We start from the raw sequence: 18029 nt of genomic DNA, 5'->3' as shown, positions 1-18029 counted from the left end.
AACGCCGGGGCCCTTCGCGAAACAGGTCAGGCCTTGCCCAGGGTCCCGAGGTAGAGCTCGATCACCTTGGGGTCGTCCATCAGGTCCCGGCCGGACGCGGTGTACGCGTTACGGCCCTGGTCCAGCACATAGCCCCGGTCGCAGATCTGCAGGCACCGCCGCGCGTTCTGCTCCACCATGATCACGGTGACGCCGGTGTCGTTGATCTGCTTGGTCCGGAAGAACACCTCGTCCTGCATGGCCGGCGACAGACCCGCCGACGGCTCGTCGAGGAGGAGGACGCTCGGCTCCATCATCAGGGCACGGCCCATGGCGACCATCTGCCGCTCACCGCCGGAGAGCGCCCCGGCCCGCTGCTTGCGCCGGGTGCCGAGGGTGGGGAACAGGCCGGTCACGAAGTCGAAGCGCTCCTTGAAGCGCTTCGGCCGCAGGAACGTACCCATCTCCAGGTTTTCCTCGATGGTGAGGGTGCCGAAGACGTTGTTGGTCTGCGGGACGAACCCGATCCCCTTGGCCACCAGCTTGTTGGCCTTGAGGTTGGTGATGTCCTCACCCCGCAGGGTGACGGCGCCGGACCGGACGGACACGAGACCGAAGAGAGACTTGAGCAGGGTCGACTTACCGGCGCCGTTGGGGCCGATGATGCCGACCAGCTCGCCTTCCTTGGCGTACAGATCGCAGTTGTTGAGGATGTTGACGCCCGGGAGGTAGCCGGCGATCAGGTCGTCGGCACGGACCAGCGCGCCCTCGGCCGCGGCCAGGTGGGCGGAGCGGTCCTGGATCTCGTTGCTGGAGCCACTACTCATCAGACTTACCTCCCTCGACCTCGGCGGCCACCTCGGCGGAGTCGTGCGCGATGCCGTCGTGGTGCGCGCCCAGGTAGGCGTCGATGACCCGCGGGTCGGCCATCACCGTGTCGGGTGTGCCCTCGGCGATCACCTCGCCCTGGCCCATCACGATCACCCAGTCGCTGATGTCACGGACCATGTCCATGTCGTGCTCGACGAAGAGAACGGTCATGCCGTCCTCCCGCAGGCTCTTCACGTGGCCGAGCAGCGACTGCGTCAGGGCCGGGTTGACGCCGGCCATCGGCTCGTCGAGCATCACCATCTCGGGCTGGACCATCAGGGCCCGCGCCATCTCCAGGAGCTTGCGCTGGCCGCCGGAGAGGCTGCCGGCGAAGTCCTCGCGCTTGGCGTCGAGCTTGAACCGGGCGAGCAACTCGTCGGCCCGCTCGGTGATCTCCTGCTCCTGGCTCTTCCAGAGCGCCGGGATCAGGCCCTGCCAGAACGACTCGCCCCTCTGCCCGGTGGCGCCCAGCCGCATGTTGTCGATGACCGACAGACGCGACAGGGCCTTGGTGAGCTGGAAGGTACGGACCATGCCCTTGCGGGCCACCTTGTACGGCGGCACGCCGGCGAGCGGGCTGCCGTTGAAGTTCCAGTTCCCCTCGTTCGGCTTGTCGAAGCCGGTGAGCAGGTTGAAGAACGTCGTCTTGCCGGCGCCGTTGGGGCCGATCAGGGCGGTGATCGCGCCGCGCTGGATCTCGATGTGGCCGACCTGCACCGCGGTGAGGCCGCCGAAGCGCCGCACCACCTTGTCGGCGACCAGGATCGGGTCCTTCTTCTTGGCGCCCGGCTCGTGCGGGACGTCCTTCAGGGCTTCCCGCGCCTTTGCCACGCCGGGCGGGACATTGGTGTCAGCGGCCATCGAGCATGACCTCCTTCTTGTCACCGAAGATGCCCTGCGGACGGAAGATCAGCAGGAGCATGAGGCCCAGGCCCACCAGGATGTACTGGACCGCGCCCGCCTGCGTCTTGGTCATCAGCCAGTCCGGGATGTACCCGGCGTCGATGGCCGACGGCAGCAGGGCGTTGATGAAGGCCAGCAGGAACCAGAAGATCATCGATCCAACGACCGGGCCGAAGACCCGGGCCGCGCCACCGAGGATGACGATGGCGTACGCGTAGAAGGTGAACTCGGTGCCGAAGGTGTCCGGCTGCACGGCGGCGTTGCCCAGCGCGATGACGTAGCCACCGAGGGAGCCGAGGATGCCACCGAGGACAAGGGCCTGCATCTTGTACGAGACGACGTTCTTACCGAGGCTGCGAACCGCGTCCTCGTCCTCCCGGATCGCCTTGATGACACGGCCCCACGGGCTGCGCATCGCGAGGAAGACGATGAGCACGGAGATCGCGATCAGCACCCAGCCGACCGTCATGATCCACAGCTCACGCGCGCTGAAGCTGATCAGGTTGCCGATCTCCAGCGCCGAACTGTAAGGGTTCATGGCGTAGAAGTCGTCGGAGAACGCCTGGAGGCCGTCGGAGCCACCGGTCCACTTGTTGAGCGACACCGACCGGAACAGCAGCCGGACGATCTCCGCCGCCGCGATGGTCACGATCGCCAGATAGTCGGCACGCAGCCGCAGCGTCGGGATACCGAGCAACAGTGCGAGGACGACCGCGCCGAGCAGGCCGGCGCCGAGGCCGACCCAGAACGGCAGACCGAACGTGGCGACGCTCATGGCCAGGCCGTAGGCGGCGACGCCGAGGAACGCCGACTGGCCGAAGTTCAGCAGGCCGGTGTAACCGAAGTGCACGTTCAGACCGATCGCCGCCAGTGCGTAGGCGATCATCTGAGCATTGATCAGCGACTCGAGAGAGACGCCGGCAATGAGTTCGAAGTTCATCGGACCTCCCTCAGCCGATCCGCTCGCGGCGGCCCAGGATGCCCTGGGGCCGGACGAGGATGATCACGATCAGCACCGCGAGGGCGCCGACATTCTTGAGCTCGGTCGGGATCCACAGGGTCGACAGCTGTGTGGCGAGACCGACGACCAGGCTGCCCAGCAGAGCGCCGAAGGCCGTACCGAGACCACCGAGGGTGACCGCGGCGAAGACCAGCAGCAGGATCTGGAAGCCCATCTGGTAGCCGACGCCCTGGAAGACGCCGAGCATCACGCCGCTGAGCGCGGCGAGGGCGCCACCGATGGTCCACACCAGGCGGATGATCGAGTCGACGCTGATACCGGACGCGGCGGCCAGGGCCGGGTTGGTCGACACCGCCCGGGTCGCCTTGCCCAGCCGGGTCATGACCAGCGCGAGCGAGACGGCGATCAGGACGATGATCGCGATGCCGTCCATGATCAGGTTCTTCGGCGCGATCGAGATCGGGCCGACACTGATACCGGGCTGGGCCACGTACTGCGCGTACTGCTGGGTGGATCCGCCGAAGAAGTAGAGGTACAGGTAGCGGAGCACCAGCGCCAGACCGATCGAGATGATCATCATGCCGATCAGGCCGGTACGGCGGTTGCGCAGCCAGCCCCAGAAGAGCCGGTCCTGCAGATAGCCGAAGGCACCACCGAGGATCACCGCGGCGACCGCGGCGAGCTCCAGCGGAAGACCCAGGGTGACGTTGAGGAAGAAACCGCTTACGGCGCCGAAGGTGATCAGCTCACCGTGCGCGAAGTTGGTCAGTCCCATGGTGCCGAAGATCAGCGACAGGCCGAGAGCGGCCAGCGCGATGATCAGACCGAAATGAATACCGGTGTAGATCAGGTCGAGAACCCGGGCCACCGACGAGTTGCCGTCGTCCTCGGGCGCCGGCGCGCCAGGCCCCGACGTGGCGCCTGAGCCGAGCGGGAACAGCACGTTCCGCGCCGCGCCCTCGAACACCGTCAACGTCAGACTCGATCGACCCGTGGTGACGACCACGCCCTGCGGCAGCGTCGCGGTGTCGAGATCGACCTTGTAGGTGCCCGCAGCCTTGAGCGCGACCACCCACTTGCCGTCCGCGCCCGATTTCGCCTCACCGGCCGATGTGCCGCCCTGGTCCGACACCTTGATCACCACGTTCGCCACTGGCTGGCCCGCATTGATCAACGTGCCCTGCAACGCCTCACCCTCGGCTAAAGCGCTCGTGGCGCCGAAACCCAGGGAAGTGAACAGGAAACCGAGAACGGCCGTGAAGATGATCACGGCTCTACGCAACGATGCTCCTTGTGTTTAGCAGCAGAAATCCCCGCCAGATGTATCGCGGAAGGACTGGCGGATCATAGCCTGCCAAGCAGCTGAGCAGCCGGTCGTAACAAAGCCGTTACGGAGCCTCAACCTTTCGTCAAGAGCCAATAGAAAACCGGTGGCACGTGATCCGCACCACCGGCTCGTAACACCCGGACCGACCAGCCTAAGCGGGCGTCGCTCCCCCGGGGACTCCTGCAGGATGCGGTCCGCAACCTCACGCATGGTCATCCGGTTGTCCATGGCGGCACGCTGGATCCACTTGAAGGCCTGCGGCTCGGTCATCGAGTACTTCGTCATCAGCTCGCCCTTGGCGCGCTCCACCGACTTGCGCGTCTCGAGGCGCTCGGTCAGGCCCGCGACCTCGGACTCCAGCACGGAGATCTCCGAATACCGGGAGAGGGCGATCTCGATCGCCGGCACCAGATCGGATTTCTGGAAGGGCTTCACCAGGTAGGCCATGGCGCCCGCGGCACGCGCGCGCTCGACGAGGTCACGCTGGCTGAACGCGGTCAGGATGACGACCGGCGCGATCCGGCCACCGGCGATCCGCTCGGCCGCCGCCAGACCGTCCATGATCGGCATCTTGATGTCCAGGATCACCAGGTCGGGCTTCAGGTCCTCGGCCAGCCGGACGGCGGTCTCGCCGTCGCCGGCCTCACCGACGACGTCATAGCCCTCCTCCACGAGCATCTCGGCCAGGTCCAGCCGGATCAGGGCCTCGTCCTCGGCGATGAGCACCCGCTTGCGCTCGGCGCCACCCTGCGTGTCGGCCACGGAAACCCCTACCCCCAGAACGTCGATGTCGCGACACCCCGGTATGTGGGTGTCGCCGCCCTAAGCCTAGTAGGTAGGCTGTCGGAGTCTCATCCTGGCGTGACCATCTCACGCCGTGCTGAGGCATACCGTCGTCGTGCGGTGCCGCCCCTGTATTCCAACCGGCAGAGAAGATGGTCTCAAACACCATACAGTGTGGGTTCGAATCCCACCGGGGGCACAAATATCGCCTGACGGGCGCCGACCACGTCCACCCCCTCTGGCGTCCGTCTATGTGACACGGTGGCGGCCCGGCCACATTGATGCGCCGTCCGGGGAAATCCATTTCCCCGAGTGTTCGGCCACCGCAATTACCGGACAATCAATCACACACCGATGACCGTTGCGTTACAGGCCGAAAAGGCCACGGTAAAGCGAGCAATCTGCGCGAACCCCGGGCCCCGGGCTGCCCGGGATGCTGTCATGGCAGGGACAGCATCCTCAGGAGGCCTCATGTTGTGGTCCGGATCCTCACCCTCGACCGTCCGGCGCGGGGGCATGTGGGGCTTCCTGATGTTCACCGGCGCGGCGTGGCTCGTGATCTCCTGGTCGGTGCTGCGCCTGGAACCGATCGACATCGCCTCGGTCGCCGGGCCGATCGTGCTGTTCGGAGCCGTCGGCGAGTTGCTGCGCGCCCTCGCCGGAACCCGGACGTGGTGGCTGAACGCGGGTCTCACCGTGCTCTTCGCCGCGACCGGCGGGCTGCTGATGTGGGACGTCCAGGACTCCACCTACACCACGCCGGCGGCGCTGATCGGGTGGTACCTGATGGTGCGCGGCGCCGTCGACGTCGCGGTCGGGATCATGACCCGGGGCGCCGACCGGACATGGAGCCTGCTCGTCACGATCGGTGTGCTCCAGGCCGGGCTCGGGTTCTTCTCGTCGAGCTCGTTCGGGCGTACCGGTCCGATGGTGATCGTGGTCCTCGGCGCGCTCGGAACGCTGCGCGCGATCGCCGACCTGGTGACCGCGCTGCGGCTGCGGGAGGTCGCCGGGCCGCGCAAAGACGTGCTGGAGCTGCCGCCGGAACGGGCCGCCGGGGTGTCCGGTTATGCGGCCGGGCTCACCGACTTCGAGGGCGCGCCGGCGAAGTCCCGGGCACGTCACCGGGCACGGCCGGCCGGCGAGGCGGCGCCCGCTTCCACGCCGCCGGGCGGCGAGAGCTTCCACGACCAGGTGGTCCGGACCACGGCCGACCTCGACGCGATGCTCGCCCAGGCCGGAATCACCGGACCGCGGGCCGGCGCGATGGTCGACGCGGGCAGGGACATCCCCACGGTCCCGGACACCCCGGAGGGCGTGGAGAGCGAAGTCGAACGCCACGGCCGGCAAGCCTGACGGGCGCGGGCGCGGGCGCGGGCACGGGCGCGGGCACAGGCCTGGGCGTGGCCACGGGCGCGAACGCGGGCACAGGCGCGAGAGCGCGGCCGGCGGGGAGGCTTGTCCCCCGATCCCGCCGGTGGCGGATCTGATGTCGGCCGGTCGCCAGGCCGAGATCCCCACCGGCGGGGTCACCGACCGACGAAATCGGCCATGAAGCCGGCAGAGAATGCGCGGCAGTCGAGCCGACAGACACAGGAAGGCACTGCGGAGGCCGGCGCAGACCGGCGAAACAGACGGAGAGTGGCGAACCGGCGAAGTGACCGACGAGGAGCGGAGGGAGCTCAGCCGCCTATCCGGCGGAGCAGGCCCTCCTGGACGGCGCTCGCGATGTGCCGCCCCTCGCGGGTGAACATGCGGCCGTTGGCGAGACCGCGAGCCCCGCTGGCGGACGGGCTGGAGCTGTCGTAGAGGAACCATTCGTCGGCGCGGAACGGCCGGTGGAACCAGAGGGCGTGGTCGAGGCTGGCCCCGATGACGCCGCCGGGGCCCCACACCTCGCCGTGGGTGGAGAGCACCGCGTCGAGCAATGACATGTCGGAGGCGTAGGTCAGCGCGCACGCGTGGATCAACTGGTCGTCGGGCAGCCGGCCGTCCAGGCGCATCCACACCCGCTGCAGTGGGTCGGCGTCGCGGTCGCCGGGTGGGACCCAGCCGGGCACGCCCACGTAGCGGACGTCGACCGAGCGGGGCGAGGCCTTGAACATGGCCATCCGCTCCGGGTATTTCTCGGCCCAGTGCAGGATCGTCGGCACGTCCTCCGGCTCGGGGACGTCGATCGGTGTCGGCTCCTGATGGTCCAGCCCCTCCTCGGGGACCTGGAACGACGCCGACATGAAGAAGATGGTCTTGCCGTGCTGCTTGGCCGTCGACCGGCGGACCGAGAAGGACCGCCCGTCGCGGATCGCCTCGACGTGGAAGGTGATCGGCACGGTCGGGTCGCCGGGGCGCACGAAGTAGCCGTGCAGCGAGTGCACGTGGCGGCCCGGGTCGACCGTGCGGCCCGCGGCGACCAGGGCCTGCCCGGCGACCTGGCCGCCGAACACGCGCTGGGCGCCGGTCTGTGGGCTCTCGCCCTGGAAGGTGGCCGCGTCGACCTGCTTCAGATCGAGGAGCTCGAGAAGCTGGTCGACGGCGGCCTGTCCCTGCAGCAACGTCACGCTGTCACTTTACGACCGACGGGGTGACGCGCTGCCTCTCACGTGCAGGACGTCACACCGTCGCCGGGTCGACGAGCGAGCCCAGCTGGTGCACACGGAGCGTGTTGGTGGAGCCCGGCGCGTTCGGCGGGGAGCCGGCCACGACGACCACGTAGTCGCCGGGCTTGGCGAGGCCGAGGCCGAGCATCTTCGCGTCGACCTGCCGGAACATGTCGTCGGTGTGCTCGACGAAGTCGGTCAGGAAGGTCTCCACGCCCCAGCTCAGGGCGAGGGTGTTGCGCACCTCGGAGACCGGGGTGAACGCGTAGAGCGGCAGGTCGCAGTGCAGCCGGGAGAGCCGCTTGACGGTGTCGCCGGTCTGCGAGAACGCGACGAGCGCCTTGGCGCCGATGTTGCGGGCGATCTGCGAGGCGGCGACGGTCAGCGCGCCACCGTGGGTGCGCGGGTCGTGCTGCAGGCGCGGGACGCCCATGCCGCCGGACTCGGTGGTGGTGACGATCTTGGCCATCGTGCTGACGGTGAGCACCGGGTACTTACCGACCGAGGTCTCGCCGGACAGCATGACCGCGTCGGCGCCGTCGAGCACCGCGTTGGCGACGTCGGACGCCTCGGCGCGGGTCGGACGCGAGTTCTCGATCATCGAGTCGAGCATCTGGGTCGCGACGATGACCGGCTTCGCATTCTCCCGGCACAGCTGGACGGCGCGCTTCTGCACCAGCGGGACCTGGTCGAGCGGCAGCTCGACACCGAGGTCACCACGGGCCACCATGACGCCGTCGAAGGCCAGCACGATCGCCTCGAGGTGCTCGACCGCCTCCGGCTTCTCCACCTTGGCGATGACCGGGACCCGGCGGCCCTCCTCGTCCATGATCTTGTGGACGAGGTCGATGTCCTCCGGGGCGCGGACGAACGACAGCGCCACCAGGTCGACGCCGAGACCCAGGGCGAACCGCAGGTCCTGCTCGTCCTTGTCGCTGAGCGCCGGGACGCTGACCGCGACGTTGGGCAGCGAGACGCCCTTGTTGTTGCTGACCGGGCCACCCTCGGTGACCAGGCAGTGGATCTCCTCACCCTCGACCTCGGTCACCTCGATCGCGACCTTGCCGTCGTCGATCAGGAGGCGGTCACCGACCTTGACCTCGTGCGGGAGCTTCTTGTAGGTGCAGGAGACGCGCTCCTTGGTACCGAGGATCTCCTCGCTGGTGATCACGACGCGGTCGCCGGTCTCCCAGCGGTGCGGGCCGTCGGCGAACTTGCCGAGACGGATCTTCGGACCCTGGAGGTCGGCCAGGATGGCGACCGGGCGGTCGGCCTGCTCGGCGGCCGCGCGAACCAGCTCGTACATCTCCCGGTGGTTCTCCCGGGTGTCGTGGCTGAAGTTCATCCGGGCCACGTTCATGCCCGCCTCCACCAGTCCGAGCATGCGCTCGGGTGACTTGGTGGCGGGCCCCATCGTGCAGACGATCTTTACGCGGCGTGTCACGGCCATCAGGCTAGTCCTTCTCCTGGGGCGGCCCGGCGGCCGACCCCGGTCATCGGCATGAACTGCGGGTGTCGACGGCGAGGTCAACCCGCGAGGTGTGGCGGGGTGCGCTGCGTCGTCCGCGGGCTTCAGCGACCGCCGGTCCAGACTAGCGGTCCGCTCCAGGCCTCCGACGGCACATGCCCCAACCCCATCGGGGAGTACGCGCCACACCCGCCCCTGCCAGCGCAAGAGGCGTCCACGAGATCGATGTGAAGCGATGAACCGGCCGTCCGCACGGCCCGAACGGGCGCGCCGGCCGTCCCGGGTGGGCCGATCCTCCGCCATCGATCGACGAGCGCCATTGCCTTGATGGCCCGCTCGCCCATTAACGCCCGTTTTGCTGACGGCCGCCGGAAAGGCGCCGGGCCCGCCACCGAAAGGTGACGGGCCCGGACTGCTAACGCGGATCAGACGGACAGCGGCTGCGAATCCGAACGGACCGGGGCGGGCAGTTCTCCGGCCGCGCCCAGGTACTGGTGGATGGCGGCCGCGGCGGCCCGGCCCTCGGCGATCGCCCACACGATCAGGGACGCGCCCTTGTGCATGTCGCCCGCGACGAAGACACCCTCGGCGGCGGTCTGCCAGCCCTGGTCGGCGTCCAGCACGTTGCGCCGGCTACGGGTCAGGCCGAACTGCCGGAGCAGGGGCTGGTCCTCCGTACCCTCGAATCCGATCGCGAGAAGGACCAGATCGGCGGGCAACTCGCGCTCGGAGCCGGGAGTGACAGCGACCGTGCGCACGCCGTCGATGCGCTGCACCGACACGTCGGCGATGCGGATCGCGACCAGGTTGCCCTGGTCGTCGCCGACGAACTCCTGCACGGCCACGCCGAAGACGCGGTCGCCGCCCTCCTCGTGCGCGGCGTAGTTGCGCAGGATCAGCGGCCACGTCGGCCACGGGTCCTTGACGCCGGTACGTACGTCGGGCGGCAGAGGATACTGGTCGAGCTGCGTGATCGACGCCGCGCCCTGCCGGTGCGCGACACCCAGGCAGTCGGCGCCGGTGTCGCCGCCGCCGATGATGATCACGTGCTTGCCCTTGGCGTCGATCGGCGTCGTCTCGGCGAGGCCCGCGACGATCCGGTTGGCCGGGACCAGATGCTCCATGGCCAGGTGCACGCCCTTGAGGTGGCGGCCCGGGGTGTCCGGGGTGTCCCGGCCGGCGAGTGCGCCCGCGGCGAGCAGCACCGCGTCATACCGGTCCCGCAGGTCGTCGGCGGTGATGTCGGCGCCCACGTCGACGCCGGTCTGGAACTCCACACCCTCGGCCGACATCTGCGCGAGCCGCGCGTCGATGACGTGCTTCTCGATCTTGAAGTCGGGGATGCCGTACCGCAGCAGCCCGCCGATCCGGTCGTCGCGCTCGTAGACGGTGACCGCGTGACCGGCCCGCGCCAGCTGCTGGGCGGCGGCCAGGCCGGCCGGGCCCGAGCCGACGATCGCGACCGACTTGCCGGAGGACGCCGGCGCCGGCTGCGGTGTGAGGCCCGCGCCGAACGCGTAGTTGGCGATCTCCACCTCGACCTGCTTGATCGTCACCGGGTCGTCGCCGATGCCGAGCACGCACGCCGCCTCGCACGGCGCCGGGCAGAGCCGGCCGGTGAACTCGGGGAAGTTGTTGGTGGCGTGCAGCGAGTCCGCCGCGGCCGCCCAGCCCCCGGTCCGGACCAGGTCGTTCCAGTCCGGGATGCGGTTGCCGAGCGGACAGCCGTCGTGACAGAACGGGATGCCGCAGTCCATGCAGCGGGTCGCCTGGTCACGGATCAGCTCCTCGCCCGCGGGCGGGTAGACCTCTTTCCAGTCCAGGATCCGCACCGGCACCGGCCGGCGCTTCGGGAGCTGCCGCTCGTACCGGAGGAAACCGTTAGGGTCAGGCACTGGTGACTCCCATGACCGCCTCGTCCACGTTGCGACCGGCAGCCTCGGCGGTCCTGATCAGTTCCATGACGCGCTTGTAGTCGCGCGGCACCACGGCGGTGAACCGCTCCACCGCCGCGCTCCAGTCCTTGAGCAGGCGGCCGGCCACGGCCGAGTCGGTCTCCGCGTGGTGCTTCTCGACGAGCGAGCGCAGTTGGTCACGCTCGTCGTCGGTGAGCGGGCCGAGGTCGACCAGCTCCGGGTTGACCAGCGACTGGTCCAGGTCCAGCAGGAACGCCTTGCCGCCGCTCATGCCGGCCGCGAAGTTACGGCCGGTCGGGCCGAGCACCACCACGACGCCACCGGTCATGTACTCGCAGCCGTGGTCGCCCACGCCCTCGACGACCGCGACGCCGCCCGAGTTGCGGACCGCGAACCGCTCGCCGACCCGGCCGCGCAGGAAGATCTCGCCGCCGGTCGCGCCGTACAGGATGGTGTTGCCGGCGATGGTGTTGTCCTCGGCGGTGAACGGCGCGTCCTCGGCGGGACGCACGATCAGCCGGCCGCCGGAGAGGCCCTTGCCGACGTAGTCGTTGGAGTCGCCGATCAAGCGCAGGGTGACACCGCGCGGCAGGAAGGCGCCGAACGAGTTGCCACCGGTGCCGCGCAGGGTGAACGAGATGGTGTCGTCGGGCAGGCCGTTGCCGCCGTACCGCCGGCTCACCTCGCCGCCGAGCATCGCGCCGACGCTGCGCTGGTCGTTGTGGGCGGCCAGCTCGGCGTGCACCGGCAGGCCGTCGGTCAGGGCGGGCTGAGCCAGCTCGATCAGCTGGTTGTCCAGCGCCTTGTCCAGGCCGTGGTCCTGGGCGACGACACCCCGGCGGGCGGCGCCCTCGGGCAGCTCCGGCACGTAGAGCACCGGCGACAGGTCGAGGCCCTTGGCCTTCCAGTGGTCCACGGCCTCGGTCACGTTGAGGACCTCGGCGTGGCCGATCGCCTCGTCGATGCTGCGGAAACCGAGCTCGGCGAGGATCTCGCGAACCTCCTCGGCGAGGAAGAGGAAGAAGTTCTCGACGAACTCCGGCTTGCCGGTGAACCGCTCGCGCAGCACCGGGTTCTGCGTGGCGATGCCGACCGGACAGGTGTCCAGGTGGCAGACCCGCATCATGATGCAGCCGGAGACGATCAGCGGCGCGGTGGCGAAACCGAACTCCTCGGCGCCCAGCAGTGCGGCGACCACCACGTCACGGCCGGTCTTGAGCTGGCCGTCGACCTGCACGGTGACCCGGTCGCGCAGCTTGTTGAGCAGCAGCGTCTGCTGTGCCTCGGCCAGGCCCAGCTCCCACGGGGTGCCGGCGTGCTTGAGCGAGTTGAGCGGGGACGCGCCGGTGCCGCCGTCGTGGCCGGAGATCAGGATGACGTCGGCCTTGAGCTTGGCGACACCCGCCGCGACCGTGCCCACGCCGATCTCGCTGACCAGCTTGACGTGCACCCGCGACTGCGGGTTGACCATCTTGAGGTCGTGGACCAGCTGGGCCAGGTCCTCGATGGAGTAGATGTCGTGGTGCGGCGGCGGCGAGATCAGGCCGACGCCCGGGGTGGCGTGGCGGGTCTTGGCGATCCACGGCCACACCTTGTTGCCGGGCAGCTGGCCACCCTCGCCGGGCTTCGCGCCCTGCGCCATCTTGATCTGCAGGTCGTCCGCGTTGACCAGGTACTCGCTGGTCACGCCGAAACGACCGGAGGCGATCTGCTTGATCGCGGAACGGCGCTCCGGGTCGTACAGCCGCTCGACGTCCTCGCCGCCCTCGCCGGTGTTCGACTTGGCGCCGAGCCGGTTCATGGCGATGGCCAGGGTCTCGTGCGACTCCGCCGAGATCGAGCCGTAGCTCATCGCGCCGGTGGAGAACCGCTTGACGATCGCGCTGACCGGCTCGACCTCGTCGATCGGGATCGGCGTACGGTCCGGGTCGAACCGGAACAGGCCACGGAGGTGACCGGCCTGCGCCGACAGCTCGTTGACCTTGTCGGTGTAGCGGCGGAACACGTCGTACTGCTTGCTGCGCGTGGCGTGCTGCAGCAGGAAGACCGTCTCCGGGTTGAACAGGTGCAGCTCACCCTCGCGGCGCCACTGGTACTCGCCGCCGACCTCGAGCCGGCGGTGCGCCCGCTCGGCCTTGTTCGCCGGGTACGCCTTCGCGTGCCGCGCCTTGATCTCCTCGTGGATCCCGGCGAGACCGACGCCGCCGATCCGGCCGGAGGTGCCCGCGAAGTAGCGCTGGAGCAGCTTGTTGTCCAGGCCGACGGCCTCGAACACCTGCGCGCCGCAGTACGACGAGACGGTCGAGATGCCCATCTTGGACATGATCTTCAGGACGCCCTTGCTGAGCGCCTTGATGTAGTTGCGGACCGCCTTGCGCGGGTCGACACCGGTCAGCGCTCCGGTGGCGATCAGGTCCTCGGCGCTCTCGAACGCCAGGTACGGGTTGACCGCCGCCGCGCCGAAGCCGATCAGTGTCGCGGCGTGGTGCACCTCGCGGCAGTCACCGGACTCGACGACCAGCGCCACCTGGGTCCGGGTCTGCTCGCGGACGAGGTGCTGGTGCACGGCCGCGGTGAGCAGCAGCGACGGGATCGGCGCCAGGTCGGCGTTGGAGTCGCGGTCGGAGAGCACGAGGATGCGCACCCCGTCCTCGATGGCCTCCGACACGTGCCGGCAGATCTGGGTGAGCCGGGCCTTGATGCCGGCCGCGCCGTCGCGCAGCGGGTACAGCCCGGAGACCCGGACCGCCTTGAACCCGGGCAGGTCGCCGTCCTCGTCGATGGAGAGGATCTTGGCGAGCTCGTCGTTGTCGATCACCGGGTACGGCAGGACGATCTGCCGGCAACTGGCCGGCCCCGGCTTGAGCAGGTTGCCCTCCGGCCCGATCGTCGTCGAGAGGCTGGTGACCAGCTCCTCGCGGATCGCGTCCAGCGGCGGGTTGGTGACCTGCGCGAACAGCTGGTGGAAGTAGTCGAACATCAGCCGCGGCCGGGTCGACAGCGGCGAGATCGGCGTGTCCGTGCCCATCGAGCCGAGCGGCTCCGCACCGGACCGCGCCATCGGCGCCACCAGAATCTTCAGCTCTTCCTCGGAGTAGCCGAATACCTGCTGACGGCGCAGGACCGAGTCGTGCGTGTAGATGACGTGCTCACGCGCGGGCAGGTCGTTGAGCTCGATCAGCCCGGCGTGCAGCCAGTCAGCGTACGGTTCGGCGGCGGCCAGGTCGGCCTTGATCTCGCCGTCGTGCACGATCCGGCCGGCCGCGGTGTCGACCAGGAACATCTTGCCCGGCTGGAGGCGGCCCTTGGCCACCACGTCGGCCGGGTCCACGTCGATGATGCCGGCCTCGGAGCCGAGCGCGACCAGGCCGTCCTTCGTGTGCCACCACCGGCCCGGGCGCAGGCCGTTGCGGTCGAGCACGGCGCCGATGATCGTGCCGTCGGTGAACGCCACGGCGGCCGGGCCGTCCCACGGCTCCATGAGGCTCGCGTGGAACCGGTAGAAGGCGCGCCGCGAGGGCTCCATCTCCGGGTCGTTCTCCCAGGCCTCGGGGATCATCATGAGCACGGCGTGCGGCAGGCTGCGGCCGGCCAGGTGCAGCAGCTCGAGGACCTCGTCGAAGCTGGCCGAGTCGGACGCCTCCGGCGAGTTGATCGGGAACAGGCGCCGGATGCTGCCCGGCAGGTTCGGCGTGGACAGCAGCGCCTCCCGGGCGGCCATCCAGTTCTTGTTGCCACGGATCGTGTTGATCTCACCGTTGTGGGCGATCAGCCGGTACGGGTGCGCCAGCGGCCACGACGGGAACGTGTTGGTCGAGAACCGGGAGTGCACCAGGGCGATCGCGCTGGACACCCGCTCGTCGGACAGCTCCGGGAAGAACGCCGGCAGCTGCTCGGGCGTGAGCATGCCCTTGTACGTGACGGTCCGCGAGGACAGCGACGGGAAGTACGCCGCGACGCCGCGCTGCGAGGTCTCGCGCTCGGCCTGCTTGCGGATGCAGAACGCCACCCGGTCCAGCTCGATGCCGCTCAGAGCCGCACCGGCCGGGCCGGCGGGCGAGTCGACGAGCCGGTTCGCGGAGAGGAACACCTGGCGGATCGCGGGACGGGCGTCCTCCGCGGTGGCGCCGAGGTCGGACGGGTCGACCGGGACGTCGCGCCAGCCGAGCACCTCGCCGCCCTCGACGAGCACGTACTTCTCGAACACCTTGGTCGCACGGGCCGCATCGTCGAGGTCCGTGGGCAGGAAGACGAGGCCGGTCGCGTACTGACCGGCGGGCGGCAGCTCGAAGCCGGCCACGGCACGGTAGTACTCGTCCGGGATCTGGATCATGATGCCGGCGCCGTCACCGGTGTTCTGCTCGGCGCCGCGTGCGCCCCGGTGATCGAGCCGGATCAGCGCGGTAAGACCCTTGGCCACCACATCATGGGAGCGACGACCGTGAATGTCGGCAATGAATGCCACACCGCAGGCGTCGCGCTCCGTCTGAGGGTCATAAAGCCCCTGGGGGTGCGGATATGCCACCGGGCCTCCTGTCGTCACTGGTGTTTCATTCTGAGGTCGGGACGACGTCGGCCCTGCAAAGTCTCTTGAGTCTACGTTAAGAGCCTCTGATCTCCGCCAGATGCGGATTGATCACACCTCGTGCGGTCACGCACCGAACTGTGGACGAACTGAATAGCACAGCCGGTGTGCGGACCGGTAGTCTCGCGCGATGGCGCCAGTGGATTCCAGCCTCTTCGACCGGCTCGAGCGGTTTTACGACGCTTTGCCCCGACCCTGGACACGAGTCGAAGAGATCGGGTCTCTCGTTCTCTTCATCCGCGAGGGAGAGGGCTGGCCCTACTATGCCCGGCCGAGACCGGGTTCGCACACCCCCTCGGCCGCCGACATCCTCGACACCCGGGCCCGCCAGCGCGAGCTCGGGCTGCCGGAGACCTTCGAGTGGGTGCACGAGACCACCCCCGACCTGCTGGCCGTCGCCCGGTCGGCCGGTCTCGACGTGCTGCTCGCCCCGCTGCTCGCGCTCGATCCGGCGGCCCTCGTCCCGGACCTGCCGCTGCGCGACGCGACCATCCGCTACCTCGACCCGGCGTCGGCCACGTTCGCCGACGACCTGCGGCACGCCCGCACGGTGGCCCGGCTCGCCTTCGGCGCGCCCGCCTATCAGGCGCCCCTCGAGGCGGCGGAGAAGGCGCTGGTCATCGAGGGTGCCGGGCCGGCCGAGCGGGACGCGGGCGAGACGCTGACGGCCGAGGCCCTGCAGCAGGCGCGGGACATGGCGGCCGGAGGCGACTACCTCACCGCGGTCGCCGAGTCACCGGTCGAGGGCATCCTCGCCACCGCGACCAGCCAGCGCTGCGGTGACGTCGCGGAGGTCGTCGGGGTGGCCACGCTGCCGTCGGCGCGCCGTCGCGGCTACGCCTCGCAGCTCACCGCCACGATCGCCGGGCGCCTGATGAACGAGGGCGTCGACCTGGTCTTCCTCTCGGCCGGCGACGACGACGTGGCCCGGCTCTACACCCGCGTCGGCTTCCGGCGGGTGGGCACCGCCTGCATCGCCGAACCGGCCGCCGCGGCCCTTTAAGGAGGTGGCCCTGCGCGGCGTCAGCGATTCCTCACACTTCCCACATGATGGTACGCCGTAAGCACCATCACGGCCTGGAGCACTTACCGCTGGACCGTTGCCCTGGTCACGACCAGCACCACATCCACGGCAGATGATCTTCACAAACAGGTGAACGGGAATGTGAGATCTTCCATCCACCCCGTCCCGAAGTCTGAGCGCGCCCCCGGCAGCGCCCAACCCGTCGTCCCGGCCGCGCCCGAGACGGCGGCACGGGCCGTACCGCGACCACCGCCCATGCCCGGCGGTCGCCCTTCGGCCGGGAGCTCGGGTGGCGTCGCGCGGGACCGACGGGACGGGAATGGTGCGGTCGTGTGCGGTTTCGTGCGTACCAGAGGAATAGCGGCGCTGAATTCCCGCATTGCCGGACGTGAAAGGCCCACCGGGACCGGATTTGCATTTTCCGGGCTTTACTCGGGCGGGTTCCAGTCGGCGGACGGATCCAGGGAGCGGGCCAGCAGACGCGGCCGCATGTGATTGAGCGCCGCGTCGCGGGCGCGGAGCGCGAGCCGGCCGCGCGCCTGGACCACCGCGGACATCCGCCGGTTCTGCCGGACCACCGTGGTGGTGCGCGGGCGGCGCAGACGGCTGTAGGACTCGACCGCCGCGGTCAGCGCGGCGCCCGGCTCGACATCGGCGAGCAGCGACCGCAGCGTCGCCACGTCCTCGAAGGCCAGGCACGCGCCCTGACCGAGATGGTGCGGCATGGCGTGCGCGGCGTCGCCGACCAGGACCACCCCGCCCGGACCGGCCGGGAAACCGTAGGAACGCGGCAGCGGGCGCAGCTCGCGAACCCCCTGCGGGACCAGATCCTCCGGACGGGTGGCCTCCAGGAGCGCACCGACCGGCTCGTGCCAGCCGGAGAACCAGCGACGCAGCAACGCGAGCTGGGTGGCGGGTGCCTCCGGGCGGGCCGCCCCGGCGGCCGTGGCCACCCAGTAGACCCCGCCCCGGCCGGCCGCGTGATCACCGAGCGGGATCGCCACGAACCGGTAACCGGCGCCGAGCGTCTCCCCGCCCACACAGCGGTCGCCGTCCAGCCGTGGCACCCGGAAGGCGGGGATGACCGCCTGCCAGGCCGCGAAGCCGGAACCGACCGCCACCGACTCGGGGGCCACCGCGGCACGCACCCGGCTGTCGATGCCGTCCGCGCCGACCAGCAGGTCCGCCTCGATCGTGGTGTGGCCGTCACTGACCACCGGCCGGCTCCGCAGCCCGGCCCGGATCGTAGTCGCCTCGAACCCGGTGCGGATCTCCACGTCGCCGAGACCCGCGACCAGCGCGTCGTACACGTCCTCCAGATGCGCGGCCGCGGGTGCCGCGCCGGCGCCGGACCGGGCCCGCGGCGTCACCAGCCACTGCCCGTCCGGGCGACGGACCCCGCCGTCGGGCAGCGGCGCCGCGATCGCCGTCCAGCCGCCGTCCGGATCGAGGGACTGCAGCGCGCGCAGGCCGTTGGGCCACAGCACCACCGCGGTCGGCGGCGCGGCCACCCGCTCGGCACGCTCCAGGACGGTGACCCGCCAGCCGGAACGCGACAGCGCGCCCGCGGCGGCCAGGCCGGCCATCCCCGCGCCCACCACCACGGCCGTGCGCAT

The 18029-nt window shown here is 69.9% G+C and carries 11 protein-coding genes, 1 tRNA gene and 1 pseudogene; 3 read left to right on the top strand and 10 right to left on the bottom strand.

Features of this window, described 5'->3' with window-relative positions; translation table 11 throughout:
- Nucleotides 1–26 precede the first annotated feature (26 nt).
- From ACQPZW_RS08535 to ACQPZW_RS08515, 5 genes and pseudogenes are all read right to left on the bottom strand, one after another.
- Nucleotides 27–806: an ABC transporter ATP-binding protein gene (locus tag ACQPZW_RS08535; RefSeq protein WP_433794280.1), complete on the bottom strand. Its 780-nt coding sequence runs from the start codon at nucleotides 804–806 to the stop codon at nucleotides 27–29.
- A complete protein-coding gene (locus ACQPZW_RS08530) occupies nucleotides 799–1710 on the bottom strand; it encodes an ABC transporter ATP-binding protein (RefSeq protein ID WP_433794279.1) in 912 nt (303 codons plus the stop codon). Before ACQPZW_RS08530 ends, ACQPZW_RS08535 begins: the two co-directional genes overlap by 8 nt.
- Nucleotides 1700–2692, bottom strand: coding sequence for a branched-chain amino acid ABC transporter permease (locus ACQPZW_RS08525; protein WP_433794278.1), 993 nt, complete (start codon nucleotides 2690–2692; stop codon nucleotides 1700–1702). Before ACQPZW_RS08525 ends, ACQPZW_RS08530 begins: the two co-directional genes overlap by 11 nt.
- A 10-nt stretch (nucleotides 2693–2702) precedes the next feature.
- Complete coding sequence (locus ACQPZW_RS08520; protein WP_433794277.1) at nucleotides 2703–3983, bottom strand: branched-chain amino acid ABC transporter permease; 1281 nt, start codon at nucleotides 3981–3983, stop codon at nucleotides 2703–2705.
- 213 nt (nucleotides 3984–4196) lie between these two features.
- A pseudogene (locus tag ACQPZW_RS08515) lies at nucleotides 4197–4802 on the bottom strand (ANTAR domain-containing response regulator); the annotation flags it as partial.
- Between the two features lie 146 nt (nucleotides 4803–4948).
- Here ACQPZW_RS08515 and ACQPZW_RS08510 point away from each other — a divergent pair.
- Together ACQPZW_RS08510 and ACQPZW_RS08505 are read left to right on the top strand one after the other, a co-directional pair.
- A tRNA-Leu gene (locus tag ACQPZW_RS08510) sits at nucleotides 4949–5022 on the top strand.
- A 272-nt stretch (nucleotides 5023–5294) separates the two neighbouring features.
- On the top strand, nucleotides 5295–6179 hold the full coding sequence (locus tag ACQPZW_RS08505; RefSeq protein ID WP_433794276.1) for a hypothetical protein: 885 nt from the start codon (nucleotides 5295–5297) through the stop codon (nucleotides 6177–6179).
- A 326-nt stretch (nucleotides 6180–6505) separates the two neighbouring features.
- On the opposite strand, the gene ACQPZW_RS08500 is transcribed toward ACQPZW_RS08505, so the two are convergent.
- The 4 genes from ACQPZW_RS08500 to gltB form a co-directional block, all read right to left on the bottom strand.
- A complete protein-coding gene (locus tag ACQPZW_RS08500; protein ID WP_433794275.1) occupies nucleotides 6506–7381 on the bottom strand; it encodes an acyl-CoA thioesterase in 876 nt (291 codons plus the stop codon).
- Nucleotides 7382–7433: 52 nt separating this feature from the next.
- The gene (gene pyk / locus ACQPZW_RS08495; RefSeq protein WP_433794274.1) at nucleotides 7434–8870 is read right to left on the bottom strand and encodes a pyruvate kinase; all 1437 of its coding nucleotides are present in this window, start codon (nucleotides 8868–8870) and stop codon (nucleotides 7434–7436) included.
- Between the two features lie 443 nt (nucleotides 8871–9313).
- Nucleotides 9314–10783: a glutamate synthase subunit beta gene (locus ACQPZW_RS08490; protein WP_433794273.1), complete on the bottom strand. Its 1470-nt coding sequence runs from the start codon at nucleotides 10781–10783 to the stop codon at nucleotides 9314–9316.
- Nucleotides 10776–15347: a glutamate synthase large subunit gene (gltB, locus tag ACQPZW_RS08485; protein WP_433794272.1), complete on the bottom strand. Its 4572-nt coding sequence runs from the start codon at nucleotides 15345–15347 to the stop codon at nucleotides 10776–10778. The genes ACQPZW_RS08490 and gltB overlap by 8 nt, the downstream gene beginning before the upstream one ends.
- A 172-nt stretch (nucleotides 15348–15519) precedes the next feature.
- Between gltB and ACQPZW_RS08480 the strand changes: the two genes are divergently transcribed.
- The gene (locus tag ACQPZW_RS08480) at nucleotides 15520–16392 is read left to right on the top strand and encodes a GNAT family N-acetyltransferase (RefSeq protein ID WP_433794271.1); all 873 of its coding nucleotides are present in this window, start codon (nucleotides 15520–15522) and stop codon (nucleotides 16390–16392) included.
- A gap of 449 nt (nucleotides 16393–16841) precedes the next feature.
- On the opposite strand, the gene ACQPZW_RS08475 is transcribed toward ACQPZW_RS08480, so the two are convergent.
- On the bottom strand, nucleotides 16842–18029 hold the full coding sequence (locus ACQPZW_RS08475; protein ID WP_433794270.1) for an FAD-dependent oxidoreductase: 1188 nt from the start codon (nucleotides 18027–18029) through the stop codon (nucleotides 16842–16844).

Origin of the sequence: Actinoplanes sp. CA-252034, assembly GCF_050956125.1 — a bacterium.
Lineage (GTDB): Bacteria > Actinomycetota > Actinomycetes > Mycobacteriales > Micromonosporaceae > Actinoplanes.
Note: the sequence above shows the minus strand (reverse complement) of the source record. Positions and strands in the feature narration are given on the sequence as shown.

Excerpts from the sequence above, each read along its gene's own strand:
- ACQPZW_RS08535 (WP_433794280.1), bottom strand. The coding sequence starts at position 806 with ATGAGTAGTGGCTCCAGCAACGAGATCCAGGACCGCTCCGCCCACCTG.
- ACQPZW_RS08530 (WP_433794279.1), bottom strand. The coding sequence starts at position 1,710 with ATGGCCGCTGACACCAATGTCCCGCCCGGCGTGGCAAAGGCGCGGGAA.
- ACQPZW_RS08525 (WP_433794278.1), bottom strand. The coding sequence starts at position 2,692 with ATGAACTTCGAACTCATTGCCGGCGTCTCTCTCGAGTCGCTGATCAAT.
- ACQPZW_RS08505 (WP_433794276.1), top strand. The coding sequence starts at position 5,295 with ATGTTGTGGTCCGGATCCTCACCCTCGACCGTCCGGCGCGGGGGCATG.
- pyk (WP_433794274.1), bottom strand. The coding sequence starts at position 8,870 with ATGGCCGTGACACGCCGCGTAAAGATCGTCTGCACGATGGGGCCCGCC.
- ACQPZW_RS08480 (WP_433794271.1), top strand. The coding sequence starts at position 15,520 with ATGGCGCCAGTGGATTCCAGCCTCTTCGACCGGCTCGAGCGGTTTTAC.
- ACQPZW_RS08475 (WP_433794270.1), bottom strand. The coding sequence starts at position 18,029 with ATGCGCACGGCCGTGGTGGTGGGCGCGGGGATGGCCGGCCTGGCCGCC.